Raw genomic sequence first — 14,488 nt, forward strand, 5'->3', positions numbered from 1 at the left:
AGCTACTTCTCCTCGGGCTCCCGGTGGGCTCGTAGTGAACCCGGGTGGGCCTTGGCGCTGGGGTCCTTGCGGGTCTTGAGCAGGCTGGCCACGGTCACCACCAGCAGGATGCCGATGATCACCCCGAGGCTGACCGGGGTCGGGATCTCCGGCACGCTTTCACTGATGTCCACGTGCGCCCAGTGCAGCATCAGCTTCACGCCGATGAACGCCAGGATCAGCGCCAGCCCGGCGGACAGGTACACCAACCGGTCCAGTAGACCCTTCACGAGGAAGAACAGCGCCCGCAACCCCAGCAGGGCGAAGGCGTTCGCGGTGAACACGATGTAGGGCTCTTCGGTGACCCCGAACACCGCCGGGATGGAGTCGAGGGCGAAGAGCAGGTCGACCCCGCCGATGGCCACCAGCACCACGAACAACGGCGTCACCATCCGGCGACCGTCCACTTTGGTGACGAGCTTGCCTTCGACGTAGTCCTCGGTGGTCGGCAGCAGGCGGCGCGCGGCCTTCACCACGACGTTGTTCTCCACGTCGGGATCCTCGTCGCGGTGCCGGAACAGCTGCACCGCGGTGAAGATCAGCACCAGCCCGAAGATCAGGAACATGAACGAGAACAGCGACAGCAGCGTGGCTCCGACCGCGATGAACGCCGCCCGCATCAGCAGCGCCAGCACGATGCCGAAGGTGAGCACCTTGTGCTGGTGCTTCTCCGGCACCGCGAAGGTGGTCATGATGATCACGAACACGAACAGGTTGTCGACCGAGAGGCTCTTCTCGACGATGTACCCGGCGAAGTACTCGGTGCCGGCCTGTCCCCCATAGGCCAGCAGGAACCACACGCCGAACCCGATCGCGACCAGCACGTAGAACACCGACCACGCGGTCGCTTCGGCGAAACCGACCCGGTGCGGGCGCACGGCCGCCAGCACCAGGTCCACCGCCAGCAGGGCGACCACGAAGCCGATGGTCACCAGCCAGGTGACCAGACCGATGTCGAGCATGCGCACTCCGGGGGGCAGCGGGACGTTTGGTTTACACCTTACGGGCGTATCCCCGCTCCGCCACCCGGCCGATCAACCGATCCCGAGAGTGTCGGCCAATTCACTCAGGCACTCCTCGAAGACCGGCTCGAGATCGGTGTACGCGAAGTCCAGCTGGTGCAGAACTTCCATGCACAGCAAGCCATACAACCGGATCCAGCAGCTGAGGAACACGTGCGCGGCCGCGGGCGGCAGTCGTCCGTCCAATCTGGCCGAGTAGGCGGTCATCTGTTCGTGCAGGGAGTCGGGCAGGGACTCCGGGACCTCGAATCCTTGCGTCTCCCAGAGTTCGACGGTCAGGTCCAGCAGAACCCGTTCGAAGCGGTCACCCGCTTCGTGGCACACCGAATCCGGCTCGCGGTTCGGCGGCGCGATCGGGCTGGCGAAGATCCAGCCGAACTCGGCCCGGTTCGCCACCGCCCACGCCCGCATGGCCCGGCAGACGGCCAGCAGCCGATCACCGGGCGGTGCGTCGGGCACGGCGTCCCGCGCCCGCTCCATCGTCTCGGTCAGCTCGCGGAAGAAGTCCGCGGTCACCGCGCCGACGAGTTCCTCGTGACCGGCGTAGTAGTGGTACAGCGCCGGGCCGCTCATGCCCATCTCCCTGGCGACCGCGTTGATCGTGACCGCGGCCGCGCCCCGTTCGACCAGCAGCCTTCGCACCACCGCGTGGATCTCCGCAAGGGTCGCGCGGCGCACCTTCTCCCGCCTGCCCTCGGCACGGGCAGCCATCATCCGGGGCTCCTCAGCTCGACATCACGGACACGTTGACAGTCTAGACCATCTATGTTTCCTTAATGCCTCTAAGGCAACTAAGAGTCATTAAGGAGAGACGTGAAGGCGATCATCATCGGTGGCGGCATCGGCGGGCTCACCGCGGCAGCCGCTTTTCACCAGCGGGGCTGGCAGCTCGAAGTGCTCGAACGAGCGCCGGAGTTCACCGAGGTCGGCGCCGGGCTGGCGATCCAGCCGAAGGGCCTGCACGCACTGGACCTGCTGGGGCTGGGCGCTTCCCTGCGCGGCAGCGCGCTCGCCGATCCCCCGGCGGGCATCCGGACCAGACGCGGACGCTGGCTGATCCGCAACGACGTCCCGGAACTCAAGCGGCGGTTCGGGCAGTGGGTCACCGTGCACCGCGCCGAGCTGATCGAACTGCTGCGCGCGGCCGTGCCCGCGGAAGTGCTGCGGCCCGGTACCGAAGTGCACGAGGTGCGACCCGACGGCACCGTGGTGCACAGCGGCGGGACGTCCACCGGCGACGTGGTCGTCGGCGCCGACGGCGTTCGCGGCGTCACGCGGCGCTCGCTGTGGCCGCGCGCCGCCGAGCCGCGATACGCGGGGTACACGACCTGGCGGTTCATCGCCCCGGCGCGGCCCGTGATCGGAAGCGTGGAAACCTGGGGACGCGGCATGCGGTTCGGGCAGCAGCCGATGCCCGGCGGGCGGGTCTACTGCTACGTCATGGCCAACGCGCCACGCGGTTCCCGTGGTGGTCTCGGCCACCTGCGCGACCAGCTCTCGCAGTGGCACGACCCCATCCCGGCCCTACTGGACTCCGCGCCAGGCGAACTGATCCAGCACGACACCTACGAGCTGCCGGACCTGCGCACCTTCGTCACCGGCCGGGCCGCTCTCCTCGGCGACGCGGCCCACGCCATGACCCCCAACCTGGGGCAGGGCGCCTGCCAGGCGTTAGAGGACGCGGTCACCCTGGCGACCACAGTGGACACTCTCGGCGTGCCTGCCGGGCTCGCCGAGTACGACCGCCTGCGCCGGCCGCGCACACAGGCGATCGCCCGCCTCTCCCGGCAGATCGGCCTGGCCGCGCACCGGCTGCCCGCCGCGCCGCGGGACGCGGTCATGCCGCTGCTGCCCGGTTCCCTCTTCGCACGGTCGATCACGCCCGCCTACACCTGGTCGATCAGCGCACCGCCCGACCGCGTTCCCAGGTGACGAACAACAGGTAGCGCCTTCCGGTGGGCAAAGCGTTACCGGGATATCCGGTGCTGTTCACCCGGCGCCGGTATCCCTGGAGGCTCGAGCTGGTGGGGGAAAGCTGGAGGACTTCGTGGCCGCCGAGCCGCTGCTGAAGATCAGGCACCCTCCGGCGCGGCCCGCGCTCACCCCGGTGCTCGCGCTGGGCCTGGTCGGGCTGGCCGTGCTGGTGCTCACCCCGGTGCTGATGCGCCCGGCAGCACCGGCGCCGGCGGTCACCGTGGTGCGCGGCAAGATGGGCTCAAAGGTCGACTTCTTCCGCGACACCACCGTCCAGGAGATACTGCGGCGCAAGCAGTTCGAGGTGATCGTCGACAACTCGGGCTCGCGCGAGGTGGCCACGCACGACATCGACCGCTACGACTTCGTCTTCCCCTCGGGGCAGCCCGCCGCCGACCTGATCATGTCCAGCAGGCTCGACAGCGGGAAGGACGCGCAGGCCTACGTGCCCTTCGTCAGCCCGATCGTGCTCGCCACCTACCGCCCGTACGCGCTCGCGCTGCAGGACGCGGGGGTCGCCACCCCGATGAACGCCGACCGGGAAAGGCCGCTGTACTACGAGATCGACATCAGCCGGTTCGTCGGGCTCACCGAACAGGGCAGGCGCTGGAACGACATCGGCATTCGCGAGCACGGCATCCAGAACAACAACCTGGTGCTCGCGCACACCTCCGACGTGTGCCTGTCCAACTCCGGCGGGACCTACCAGGGCCTGATCGCCTACGCCAAGAACGGCAGCCGGATCGCCGCCGCCGAGAACGAGGTGGGCGCGCTCGCCGAAGCGCTGAAACCGCTCTACCGCGCGCAGGGCGCACCCACCCCCGACCGCGTTCCGTATTACCTTTCCCCGGAGGGCCAGCGGATCGCGCCGATCGTGGTGATCTACGAGCACCAGTACCTGGCCCACCAGCTCCGCCGCCCGCCGGGTCAGCCCGACGAGGAACGGGTGCTGCTCTACCCCGCCGACCACTTCGAGACGCAGCCGTCGTTCATCGCGCTCAACGACAACGGCCGCCGCCTCGCGCAGTTGCTGCGCACCGACCCAGAACTGCGCAAACGTGCGGTGGAACTCGGCTTCCGGGTGCTCGACGCCGACCAGGACACGGCGAGTTCGCAGCTGACCGGCCTGCTCGGCGAGCGCGGGCTGGAGGCGCCGTCGTCCGGGAACGACCACACCCGCGCGTACCTGCCGCCGGTCGACCTGTTCGAACAGCTCATCACCACGATCGGCGGCTGCAAGTGAGGCGGAAGCTGGCTGTGCTGTGCCTGGTGGTCGGGCTGCTCGCCGCCTGCACGCCCGATCCCCCGCCACCGCACACCACGTTGCGGGTCCTCGCGTCCTCCGAACTCACCGACATGGGGCCGCTGCTGGACGATCTCCGCCGCGAAACCGGCATCGAACTGCTGATGGACCACCGCGGCACGATCGACGCCACCAACGCGCTGAACCCCGGGAACTACCAGCACGATCTCGCGTGGCTGTCCACCGACCGCTACTTCGAGCTGAAGCTCAAGCAACTGGGCTTCACCGGGGACCGGCCGATCAGCAACAGGTTCATGTTCTCCCCCTTGGCCGTCGGCGTGAAACCACGCGTCGCCCAGTTGCTGCGGACCTCGACCGCGGACCAGCACCTGTCGTGGGCGGACCTGGCCGACCGCTCGGCGAGCGGCATGGTGCGCTTCGGCATGGCCGAGCCGCAGCACGCGGGCAGCGGCCTGTCCGCGTTGATCGGCGTGGCGACCGCGGCGGCCGGGACCGGCGGCGCGCTGCGCGAGGAGGACATCACCTGCGACCGGCTGCGCGGGTTCTTCGCCGGGCGCACGCTCACCGCCGACACTTCGCGTCAGCTCGCCGATGCCTATCTCGCCGGGCAGGACACCGCGGACGCGCTGATCAACTACGAGTCGGTGCTGCTGTCGATGAACGCGAGCGGGAAACTGGCCGAGCCGCTGGAAATCCTGTACCCGCGCGACGGCATCGTGCTCGCCGACTACCCGTTGCTGCTGCTCGACCCGGCCAAGCGAGATAGCTTCCAGCGGGTTTCGGACTGGTTCGAATCCGAGCCGGTGCAACGGAAGATCATGGAGCAGACGTCGCGGCGCCCGTTGAACAGCGAGGTGCCGCGTGACCCCCGGTTCGCCGACTTCGGCACGAACACGCTGTACTTCCCCGAACGCAAGGAAACCGTCGACCGGCTCGCTGCCGAGTACGCCGGTTCCCGGGCCCCGTCCCACCTGATCTTCGTGCTGGACTTCTCGGCTTCGATGCGGGGACAGCGGATCACCGATCTGCGGTCCGCCTTCGCCGGGTTCAGCGGCGCGGATTCCTCGGCCGAGGGCAAGTTCCTGCGGTTCTACCAAGGTGAACGGCTGACCATCCTGCGGTTCGGCGGTCAGGTGCTCGACGAGCGGGACTTCACCATCTCCGGTCAGGCCGATCTCGACGCCATCGGCGAATACATCGCCGGCGAACCGTCAGCCCAGACCACCGGGGTGTGGTCGGCGCTGGACGCGGCCTACGACAAGGCGGCCGCGCTCACCCGTGACCACCCCGAGCAGCCGGTGACGATCATGCTGATGACCGACGGCGAGAACAACACCGGCATCGGCCTGCCCGAGTTCCTGCGCGAGCACGGGGCCCAGCCGCCCGCGGCGAAGGCCGTGCACACCTACACCATCCGCTTCGGCGAGGCCGATCCGGCCGAACTCGGCCAGGCCGCGAGCGCCACCGGCGGCCGCATGGTCGACGCGAACGCGACCTCGCTTTCCCAGGCCTTCAAGGAGATCCGTGGCTGTCGATAGTCCCTGGTTCTGGGTGCTGATGGGCACCGGCCTCGCACTGGTGGCCGCCGCGTTCGTGCTGTTCCTGCGCGGACGGCGGCGCCGGGCCTCGCCCGGCATCGTGGGCGACCACGAGTTCCTGGTCTACCTCAACGAAACCCTGGTGATGGACATCCTGCAGTACCAGGGCGATCTGACCGCGCTCAAGCGGCGGATCGAGGAGTACACCAGGGAAAGCGCGGAACGCCGTGGTGAAGCCAAAACCCACTGGTTCAGCGTGGTAGCCGGACGCCTGCGCGAGGGGGCGCGCTCGGAGGCCTACGAAACCGAGGAACAACCGATCACCGCGATCCGCAAGGTGGTGCGGGAACTCGAAAAGGCCGACGCGATCGTGTACGCGGACTTCCGCAAGGGCGAGGTCCACGCGCACCGGACGCTCTCGGGAAACGCGGCCGGGGACGCGAAATTGAGCGACAGCAGGATGTTCCTGTCGATCGACGGCCTCTTCCAGGAGTACGAGGAAGGCGACGCCTCGGACCAGGAGTACCTGCGCCTGCGCGCGCCCTACGCCTCCGGCAGCGACCACGTCCGGGTCAAGATCAGCCGCAGCGGGCTGCGCGAGCGCGACGTGCTGCCCGAGGGCAAGGCGCCGTTCCCGGCCAGGGTGCTCGGCAAGGTCGAGACCTGGGACGAGCAGGACCGGATGCTCAAGATGTGGGCGCTGGCGATCTTCCGCTGAGCGCGCGGCCGAGCACGCGGGCGCCGTCGGCGAAGCGTTCGGGGTCCGGGCCGGAGTAGTTGAGCCGGATGTGGGGACCGGACGGTTCGGCGGGGAACCATTCGTTGCCCGGCGCGATCATCACGCCCTCGGCTTCGCAGTCCCCGGCCAGCCGGTCGAGATCGGTCTCGTCGGGCAGCCGGGCCCACAGGTGCAGGCCACCGCGGGGAACGTGGTCGAGATGAGCCTGCGGAACGTGCTCGGCCAGGCAGCCGACGAGCAGGTCGCGCCGGACCCGCAGCTGCTGGCGCAACGCGCGCAGGTGCGTGTGCCAACCAGGCTGGGTGACCACGTCGAGCGCGGCGGCCTGCAGCAAACCGCTGACGTACATGGATTCCGCGCCGCGGTCGGCGAGGATGCGGTCGCGCGCGGGCCCGCGCGCGATCACCGCGGCGACCCGCACGGTCGGTGACACGCTCTTGGTCAGCGAACGCAGGTAGACCACGTGGCCGTTGTCGTCCTGCGTCGCCAGCGGACGCGCGGTGGTCTCGATGCCGAAGTCGTGGGCCCAGTCGTCCTCGACCAGGAAGGCACCGCGGGCGCGGACGACGTCGAGAATCCGTTCGCCGCGTTCGGCGGGCCACTGCGCGCCGGTGGGATTGGCGAAGTTGGGCTGGCCGTAGAACACACGCGCGCCGGTCTCGTCGAAGGCGCGGGCGAGTTCGTCCGGATCGGGACCTTCCGGCCCGCTCGGTACCGGGACCACGTGCACCCCGGCCTGCGCGGCGGCGAGGATCGCACCCCAGTACGTCGGCGATTCGAGCAGTAGCGGCTGCCCGAAACCGACCAGCGCGCGGAAGATCGAACTGAGCCCGCTCTGGCTGCCGGGCAGGATCACCACGTCACGGGCGGCGGGCGGGGTCAGCCCGGCGGGCGTGGCTTCGGCGAGTTCGGTGGCGAACCAGGCCCGCAGTTCGAGTAGGCCCGCGGTGGCCGGCCGGGTCAGCGCCGCGTCGGTGCGCGCGGCGCGGGTGAGCGCGCTCCGGACCAGCCGCTCCGGCAGCAGCGCCCGGTCCGGGAATCCGGCGTGCAGGCCGATCGCGTCCGGCGAGATGCTGCGCAACGGCGTCGACAGGGCCGGGATGGGCGCCTGCGGTGCCCGCAGCGCGGCGGTCTGCCAGCCGAAGTCGAGCGGACGAGCGGGACGCACGGCACGGACGAAGGTGCCCACGCCCGGACGGCTCTCGATCAACCCGAGCGCGCCGAGCGCGCGCATCGCCTTCTGCACGGTGATCGGGCTGGCCCCGTACTCGGCCACCAGCGCGCGGTTGGACGGCACGCGCGCACCTGGGGGCGCCTCGGTGATCCACGCGCGCAGTCCCTGCATGATCCGCGTGGTGCTATCGTTGGCCATGTCAGGGAAGAGTAGCGTTATCCAAGATTCGACGGCAACGTTATCGCCGTCGCGGGCGGGGCTGGGATGGGGACTGCTGGGCGTCGCGGCGTTCTCGTTCACCGTGCCGTTCACGCGGGTCGCCGTCGGCGGCCTCTCCCCGCTGTTCATCGGCTCGGCGCGCGCGGTCGTCGCCGCGCTGCTCGCCGCGGGCGCGCTGGCCGTCACCCGGCAGCGCCTGCCGCACGGCCGCCAGTGGGCCCGGCTCGCCGTGGTCGGTGGTGGCGTGGTCCTCGGCTTCCCGCTGCTGACCTCGTACGCGCTCACCACGGCTCCGGCCAGTCACGGCGCGGTGGTGATCGCACTCCTGCCCGCGGCGACCGCGGTGCTGGCCGTGCTCCGCGGCAAGGAACGCCCGCCCACGTCGTTCTGGGTCATGGCCGGTGTCGGCGCGCTGGCCGCGCTGGTCTTCGCTTCGTTGCAGGGCGGCGGTTTCGGGCAGCTCCACTGGTCGGACCTACTGCTGTTCGGTGCCGTGCTGGCGGCCGCGGCGGGCTACGCCGAGGGCGGGCTGCTCGCCCGCGAACTGGGTTCGTGGCAGACGGTGTCGTGGGCGCTGGTGCTTTCGTCGCCGCTGATGCTCGCGCTGACCGCACTCGCGGTGGTCCAGCAGCCGCAGGAAGGCACGGCCGCGCAGTGGGCGGCGTTCGCCTATCTCGCCGCGGTGAGCATGTTCCTCGGTTTCTTCGCCTGGTACCGCGGGCTGGCCATCGGCCCGATGGCGCAGGTCAGCCAGGTACAACTGGTCCAGCCGGTGCTGACCATTCTGTGGGCGGCGCTACTGCTGGGTGAGGAGCTGACCTGGCCCACCGTGCTCGGCGGGCTCGCCGTGATCGTCTGCGCCGGCGTCGCCGTGCGCATCCGTCTCGACCGCACCGTGAAATAGGAGGCTTGTGTGTTCACCGGACTCAGCGCTTTCCCGCTCACTCCGATCACCGACGACGGGATCGACGAAGCAGCGTACGAACGGCTCGTCGGCCGGCTCGCCGAGGCGGGCGTCGACTCGATCGGCGCACTCGGCTCGACCGGCAGTTATCCCTATCTGAACCGGCGCGAGCGGGCTCGCGCCGCTCAACTGGCGGTGAAGAGCGCCGGCCCGGTGCCGGTGATCATCGGGGTCGGCGCGCTGCGCACGCGGGACGTGCTCGCCCACGTGGAAGACGCCCAGGAGGCGGGTGCGGCGGCCGTGCTGCTGCCGGCGATGACCTACCAGCCGCTCACCGACGACGAGGTTTTCGGGCTGTACGAGGACGTCACGGCCGAACTGTCGGTGCCGCTGGTGGTCTACGACAACCCGGGCACCACGCACGTCACGTTCTCGGACGAACTGCACAGCCGGATCGCGCACCTGCCGCACGTGGCCTCGATCAAGATCCCCGGCGTGTCAACGGATCCGGCCGAGGCGCGGGCCAGGATCGACGGCTTGCGCTCGGTGCTGCCCGATACCGTGACGATCGGGGTCAGCGGTGACGCGCTCGCCGCCGGCGGCCTGGCGGCGGGCGCGGACGCCTGGTACAGCGTGCTGGGCGGCCTGTTCCCGAAGACCTGCCTCGCCATCACCCGCGACGGCGCCCGGTCGGCGGATCTGGCTCCACTGTGGACTCTGTTCGCGCGGTACGGCAGCTACCGGGTCGTCTCGGCGATCGCCGTGGAACTCGGCCTGCTGGGCGAGCCGAACCTGCCCCGCCCGGTGCGGCCGCTCGACGAGGCCGGGCACCAGGCGGTCATCGCGGTGCTGAACTCCATCACCGCCCGCGACTGACCTCGTCAGGACGAGATCCGTCTCTCCGCGGCCGGGTCGTTCCCGTTGGTGTCGCGCTCCTCCGGTACGTCACGCCGGAGGCGGCGCGGCAACGGGGTGCGCACCGGGAACCGGGCCGCGGTTCTGGTGCGCTGGGAAACGCGGTCCCGCAACGGGATCGGCTTCCCCGGCGCGCGGGTCTCCGGCAGCTGCACCCAGCCCGTGGTGGACCGCCCGCCGATGTCCAGCTCGATCGACCGCTCGAACCGGTCCTCGTCGATGCCCTCGTAACCGTGCCGGATCACCGAGTGGTGGAACTGCTCGGAAACCGCGAGCACCAGCGGCGCGGTGGTCCGGCGCAGCGCCACCTTCAGCTCCGGGGCGTCGACCAGCCTGGTGGTGAGGGTGACGTCCTCACCGAACGGGCCGCGCAGGTCGAAGTGCACGTCACCGGCGTGCATGGCGGCGCGGATGCGGAACTTCCGCTCGGGCCGCTTCAGCCCGTGCTCACCGAGGAGGCGGGTCAGCACCGGGATGAACCTGTTCACCATGAGGGTCTTCGGGGCCTGGTCCACCGCGTGCACGAAGGCCATCAGGCCGTCACCGCGGTCGGTGAAGGGGTCCCGCAGCTTCTCGGTGATGTCGCATTCCAGCAACGCCGCCTCGAACAGTTCGTACAGGTCGTGGCGGAGCACCGCGGTGGCCGTGTTGTTACGGAGGGTCGACCCCTCGATGTCCACCACGATCATCGTGCGCTGCAGTGGTATCGGTGTCAGTACGCTCACCATGACCACCTCGCCTGCCGCTCAGGTGCGGCCGACCGTCGCGGTGAAGCGCGCACGCTCGCACCAGGACAAGCCGGCCGGTCGGAGGTCGGATGACGCGGAATTCATCATTGGCTCCTTTACCCGGATCTCCAGCTGGCAACTTCAGAAATATTCAGCTATACTTGCCGAAGTACTGCGGAGTTCAGACTAAGGGCGAGCACAGCGTCAGTGCAAGGAATACCTGACCGGCTGCGCCAAGTGGGCGAGAGCCGGCAAACTTCATAACCCCCCAAGCGAGACACAAGAGATCATCGGTATAGTTCCGGTTCTTCGGAGCGTCACCTGAAGTTTGCTGAAGGGCGTGGATGAGGTGAACTCACCTGAAAGCCAGCCGCTCGCGCGGCGGCTGCGCGAGTTGCGCGAAGGTGGCGCCTGGCCGGGGAAGTACATCACGCAGGCGGAACTGGCCGCCGCGCTGGGCACCAGCGTGCCGTCGATCTCCTCCTGGGAGAACCCGAGGCACAAGGCCAAGCCGCCGCGGCCGAAGGTCGAGGCCTACGCCACCTTCTTCGCCACCGAGCGCTCGATCGCCGAGACCCCGTACCGGTTGCTCGACCACAGCCAGCTCACCGAGGACGAACTCGCCCGGCGGGAGCGGTTGCTCAGCGAGCTGACCGGCCTGCGGGAGGACTCCGCCGCCAAGCCGGTCGTCAAGGACCCGTTCGCCGAAAGCCCGTGGCGGTTCCCCGTCGACCAGGACATCACCATCGTCGGTTCGGAACTGCCGGAGCGGCTGAAGCACCGGATGCCGCTCGCCGATCCCGACGATCCCGACTTCATGGACGTCTACAAGTACGCGGACCTCGACGCGCTGCTCGAACTCCACGGGCACGTCCGGGCCGCGAACCCGACCAGCAACGTGCACCTGCGGACCCCGGCCGAACTGGTGACCGACGACTACACCAGCCACCTCATCCTGCTCGGCGGGGTCGACTGGAACTTCGTCACCCGCGACCTGCTCGAGCGCGCCGAACTACCGGTGCGCCAGCTCACCCGGCCGGAGGACAACGACCTCAGCAGCTTCGAGATCGGCACCGGCGGCGAGGTGAAGAGCTTCCTGCCGAAGGTCCGGCGGGCCGGGGAACGACTGCTGCTGCTCGAAGACGCCGCGCTGTTCTACCGGGCGCTGAACCCCTTCAACGCCAAGCGCACGGTGACCATCTGCAACGGCACCTTCGGCCGCGGCACCTACGGCGTGGTCCGCGCGCTGACCGACGCCAGGTTCCGGGACCGCAACGCCGCCTACCTGCGCACCCGGTTCGCCGGCCAGGACGAGTTCGCCATCATCAGCCGGGTCCAGGTGATCAACAGCCAGGTGGTCACCCCCGACTGGACCTCCCCCCTGTCCAAACTGCACGAATGGCCGGTGAGCCCCACTTGACCCACATCGCCGAACGGCCGGTCGTGACGGCGGACCACCACGGGTCCCACCGTCACCTGCTCCGCACCCCGGCGGACACGGAGCACCGCACCGCGCCGGTCGACGCCATCGTCGTGCCGACCGCACGGCACGGCAAAGCGCTCCAGCCCGCGATCGAACTCGCCGCCCGGCTCGGCTGCACGCTCGTGACGCTCTCCAGCAAGTGGTCCTCGGCCGACAGCATCGCCGAACTCGCCGACGAACACGGCACCGAACTCATCGCGCTGGAGACCGAGCGGCTGCGCACGGGTGTGCTGCCCGTTTTCCAGACCACGAAGCTGCTCGCGAACACCAGGTTCGAACGCCGGGAGGACACCAGCGCGAAGCGCAACCTCGGTCTCCTGCTCGCCCGGCTGGCCGGCTGGAAGCGCATCGTCTTCCTCGACGACGACATCGTCGTGCCGGCGGCCACCGACCTCGAACGGGCCGCCGCACTGACCGACGAGTACGCCGGGGTCGGCTTGGCCATCGGCGGGTTCCCGGACAATTCGGTCGTCTGCCACGCCTACCGGGAAGCGGGTGGCGAGCAGGACACCTTCGTCGGCGGCGGGGCGCTGGCGGTCGGCCGCAACTCGCTGACCTCGTTCTTCCCCAACATCTACAACGAGGACTGGTTCTTCCTGCTCGGGGAACACGGCCTGCGCCCGACAGCGGTCACCGGCGAGGCGCTGCAGAAGCCCTACGACCCGTTCGCCCACGAACTGCGGGCCAGGCTCGAGGAACTCGGCGACTGCCTGGCCGAAGGGCTGTTCTGGCTGCTCGACAACGAACGCACCTTCGACAAGGCTCGCCGGCCCGATTACTGGCGGGGCTTCCTGGACAAGCGCCAGAAGTTCATCACCGAAGTGTTCACCATGGTGGGCCGGCTGCCCGAAACCGACAAGCGCGAGCGGATGCTCAATTCGCTGACGGCGGCGCGCGGCCGTTGCCTGTCCATCGAGCCCGAGCGCTGCGTCGACTACGTGGATGCGTGGCGGGAAGATCGCCACGAGTGGAAGGTGCACTCCAACGAGCTATACCGCCAGGTGAAGAACCGGCCGGGCCTGCGACCGGCGATCAAGGCGCTGGGCCTGGAGGGTCTGACTACTTTCGTGGCCGGCCGACCAGCGGCTTGACCATGATCCGGCAGATCTCCACGTTCCGGCGCCCGGCGCTGTCGGTCAGTGACAGGCACCGGACCGTGGAGTGCGGCCACTCCCGGTACCCGAGGCGGGCGTAGAGCCGGGCCGCGCGGTCGTTCGTGGTTTCCACGGCCAGCGCCACCCGGTCGTAGCCCTTTTCGGTCAGCCATTGCTCGGCCGCCCGGACCAGGCTGGTGCCGATGCCGCGGGCGCGGTGCTCGACGTGGGTTTCCAGATGGGTGAGCAGCGGCGTGTCCGGCAGGTGCTCACGCAGCTCGGCCTCCTCGGCCGGTTCGAGCCACAGGTAGACCACGCCCACCGGGCGGTCGTCCTGCCAGGCCACGAGCAGGCGCCCCAGCCCGTCCTTCTGGCGGGAGAGGCGGTCGGTGAAGTACGGCTCCTGCCCCATGACGTGTGTCAGCTGCGGCAGGTCCGCAGACCCGGCCTCTCGTATCCGAAGCTCGCTCATGATCCGGCCCAACGTTACCGAAGCGACCGGCCGCCGCGCTGGTCCTTCGCCGAACCCGCCGCGTCCGGGGTGTAGCGGACTACACCACCGGTCCGGGGTTCCGCGCCACTGTGGCTCGGCCGCCGCGGCCATAGCGTCGTTCCCGCCGAAAGACCCGGAGGGAAACGACGATGACCACAGTCGCGGACGGCCTCACCAGTGCGGTGCGGTTGGAATCCGTCAGCAAGACCTACGGCAGCGGGGACGCCGCCGTCCGCGCACTGGACGGGGTGACGATCAGCCTCCGCCAGGGCAGCTTCACCGCGCTGATGGGACCGTCCGGTTCGGGCAAGAGCACCTTCCTGCACTGCGCGGCCGGGCTGGACCGGCCGACCTCGGGCCGGGTGCTGCTCGGCGGCACCGAGCTGACCGGGCAGCGCGAAGCCGCTCTCACCGAACTGCGCCGCTCCCGGATCGGCTTTGTCTTCCAGGCCTACAACCTGCTCGACGCGCTGACCGTCGAGGAGAACATCCTGCTCCCGCTGCGGCTGGCCGGGCGGCGGGCCGAACCCGGCTTGCTCGCCGAGGTGGTGCGGTCGGTGGAACTGGACGTGCCGCTGGATCGCCGTCCCAGCAAGCTTTCCGGCGGCCAGCAGCAGCGGGTGGCGATCGCCCGCGCGCTGGTCACCCGGCCCGACGTGATGTTCCTCGACGAGCCGACCGGCGCGCTCGACACCCGCACCGCGCGGCAGGTGCTCACCACCCTGCGCCACGCGGTGGACCGCTGGGGCCAGACCGCGCTGATGGTCACCCACGACCCGGTCGCCGCCTCGTACGCCGACTCCGTTGTCTTTCTTGCCGACGGCCGCATCGCGGGCGAACTCGCGCACACCACGCCGGAGCACATCGCCGAGCGCATGACCCACCTCGGGGAGTGGTGACCG

The 14,488-nt window shown here is 69.6% G+C and carries 14 protein-coding genes; 9 read left to right on the forward strand and 5 right to left on the reverse strand.

Features of this window, described 5'->3' with window-relative positions; all coding sequences use genetic code 11:
• Positions 1 to 2 precede the first annotated feature (2 nt).
• Positions 3 to 1,001 carry a TerC family protein gene (locus YIM_RS26075; RefSeq protein WP_153032844.1) on the reverse strand — a complete coding sequence of 333 codons (999 nt, stop codon included), beginning with the start codon at positions 999 to 1,001 and terminating at the stop codon, positions 3 to 5.
• Between the two features lie 72 nt (positions 1,002 to 1,073).
• Positions 1,074 to 1,775, reverse strand: coding sequence for a TetR/AcrR family transcriptional regulator (locus YIM_RS26080; protein ID WP_153032845.1), 702 nt, complete (start codon positions 1,773 to 1,775; stop codon positions 1,074 to 1,076).
• Positions 1,776 to 1,874: 99 nt separating this feature from the next.
• On the opposite strand from YIM_RS26080, the gene YIM_RS26085 reads away from it, so the two are divergent.
• From YIM_RS26085 to YIM_RS26100, 4 genes are all read left to right on the forward strand, one after another.
• On the forward strand, positions 1,875 to 2,993 hold the full coding sequence (locus tag YIM_RS26085; RefSeq protein ID WP_153032846.1) for an FAD-dependent monooxygenase: 1,119 nt from the start codon (positions 1,875 to 1,877) through the stop codon (positions 2,991 to 2,993).
• Positions 2,994 to 3,108: 115 nt separating this feature from the next.
• Complete coding sequence (locus YIM_RS26090; protein ID WP_228004018.1) at positions 3,109 to 4,278, forward strand: hypothetical protein; 1,170 nt, start codon at positions 3,109 to 3,111, stop codon at positions 4,276 to 4,278.
• 26 nt (positions 4,279 to 4,304) lie between these two features.
• A complete protein-coding gene (locus YIM_RS26095; protein WP_228004019.1) occupies positions 4,305 to 5,837 on the forward strand; it encodes a substrate-binding domain-containing protein in 1,533 nt (510 codons plus the stop codon).
• Positions 5,824 to 6,555: a hypothetical protein gene (locus tag YIM_RS26100; RefSeq protein WP_228004020.1), complete on the forward strand. Its 732-nt coding sequence runs from the start codon at positions 5,824 to 5,826 to the stop codon at positions 6,553 to 6,555. The genes YIM_RS26095 and YIM_RS26100 overlap by 14 nt, the downstream gene beginning before the upstream one ends.
• Here YIM_RS26100 and YIM_RS26105 read toward each other — a convergent pair.
• A complete protein-coding gene (locus YIM_RS26105) occupies positions 6,524 to 7,948 on the reverse strand; it encodes a PLP-dependent aminotransferase family protein (RefSeq protein ID WP_153032848.1) in 1,425 nt (474 codons plus the stop codon). The genes YIM_RS26100 and YIM_RS26105 overlap by 32 nt on opposite strands.
• Here YIM_RS26105 and YIM_RS26110 point away from each other — a divergent pair.
• The gene (locus YIM_RS26110; protein WP_153032849.1) at positions 7,947 to 8,873 is read left to right on the forward strand and encodes a DMT family transporter; all 927 of its coding nucleotides are present in this window, start codon (positions 7,947 to 7,949) and stop codon (positions 8,871 to 8,873) included. The genes YIM_RS26105 and YIM_RS26110 overlap by 2 nt on opposite strands.
• A 9-nt stretch (positions 8,874 to 8,882) precedes the next feature.
• A complete protein-coding gene (locus YIM_RS26115) occupies positions 8,883 to 9,749 on the forward strand; it encodes a dihydrodipicolinate synthase family protein (protein ID WP_153032850.1) in 867 nt (288 codons plus the stop codon).
• Between the two features lie 5 nt (positions 9,750 to 9,754).
• Here YIM_RS26115 and YIM_RS26120 read toward each other — a convergent pair whose 3' ends face one another.
• On the reverse strand, positions 9,755 to 10,513 hold the full coding sequence (locus YIM_RS26120) for a hypothetical protein (protein WP_153032851.1): 759 nt from the start codon (positions 10,511 to 10,513) through the stop codon (positions 9,755 to 9,757).
• A 343-nt stretch (positions 10,514 to 10,856) separates the two neighbouring features.
• Here YIM_RS26120 and YIM_RS26125 point away from each other — a divergent pair, with 343 nt between their 5' ends.
• Both YIM_RS26125 and YIM_RS26130 read left to right on the forward strand, forming a co-directional pair.
• A complete protein-coding gene (locus YIM_RS26125) occupies positions 10,857 to 11,936 on the forward strand; it encodes a helix-turn-helix domain-containing protein (protein WP_153032852.1) in 1,080 nt (359 codons plus the stop codon).
• Entirely contained in the window at positions 11,915 to 13,090 is a 1,176-nt protein-coding gene (locus YIM_RS26130) for a hypothetical protein (protein ID WP_153032853.1), read from the forward strand. Before YIM_RS26125 ends, YIM_RS26130 begins: the two co-directional genes overlap by 22 nt.
• Here YIM_RS26130 and YIM_RS26135 read toward each other — a convergent pair.
• Positions 13,059 to 13,565: a GNAT family N-acetyltransferase gene (locus YIM_RS26135; protein WP_194239746.1), complete on the reverse strand. Its 507-nt coding sequence runs from the start codon at positions 13,563 to 13,565 to the stop codon at positions 13,059 to 13,061. The genes YIM_RS26130 and YIM_RS26135 overlap by 32 nt on opposite strands.
• A 170-nt stretch (positions 13,566 to 13,735) precedes the next feature.
• Between YIM_RS26135 and YIM_RS26140 the strand changes: the two genes are divergently transcribed.
• Positions 13,736 to 14,485: an ABC transporter ATP-binding protein gene (locus tag YIM_RS26140; protein WP_153032855.1), complete on the forward strand. Its 750-nt coding sequence runs from the start codon at positions 13,736 to 13,738 to the stop codon at positions 14,483 to 14,485.
• Positions 14,486 to 14,488 lie beyond the last annotated feature (3 nt).

Source organism: Amycolatopsis sp. YIM 10 (assembly GCF_009429145.1).
Lineage (GTDB): Bacteria > Actinomycetota > Actinomycetes > Mycobacteriales > Pseudonocardiaceae > Amycolatopsis.

Bases quoted from the DNA above. Each gene is read 5' to 3' on its own strand.
- YIM_RS26105 (WP_153032848.1), bottom strand. From the start codon at position 7,948: ATGGCCAACGATAGCACCACGCGGATCATGCAGGGACTGCGCGCGTGG.
- YIM_RS26110 (WP_153032849.1), top strand. From the start codon at position 7,947: ATGTCAGGGAAGAGTAGCGTTATCCAAGATTCGACGGCAACGTTATCG.
- YIM_RS26075 (WP_153032844.1), bottom strand. From the start codon at position 1,001: ATGCTCGACATCGGTCTGGTCACCTGGCTGGTGACCATCGGCTTCGTG.
- YIM_RS26080 (WP_153032845.1), bottom strand. From the start codon at position 1,775: ATGATGGCTGCCCGTGCCGAGGGCAGGCGGGAGAAGGTGCGCCGCGCG.
- YIM_RS26130 (WP_153032853.1), top strand. From the start codon at position 11,915: ATGGCCGGTGAGCCCCACTTGACCCACATCGCCGAACGGCCGGTCGTG.
- YIM_RS26140 (WP_153032855.1), top strand. From the start codon at position 13,736: ATGACCACAGTCGCGGACGGCCTCACCAGTGCGGTGCGGTTGGAATCC.
- YIM_RS26135 (WP_194239746.1), bottom strand. From the start codon at position 13,565: ATGAGCGAGCTTCGGATACGAGAGGCCGGGTCTGCGGACCTGCCGCAG.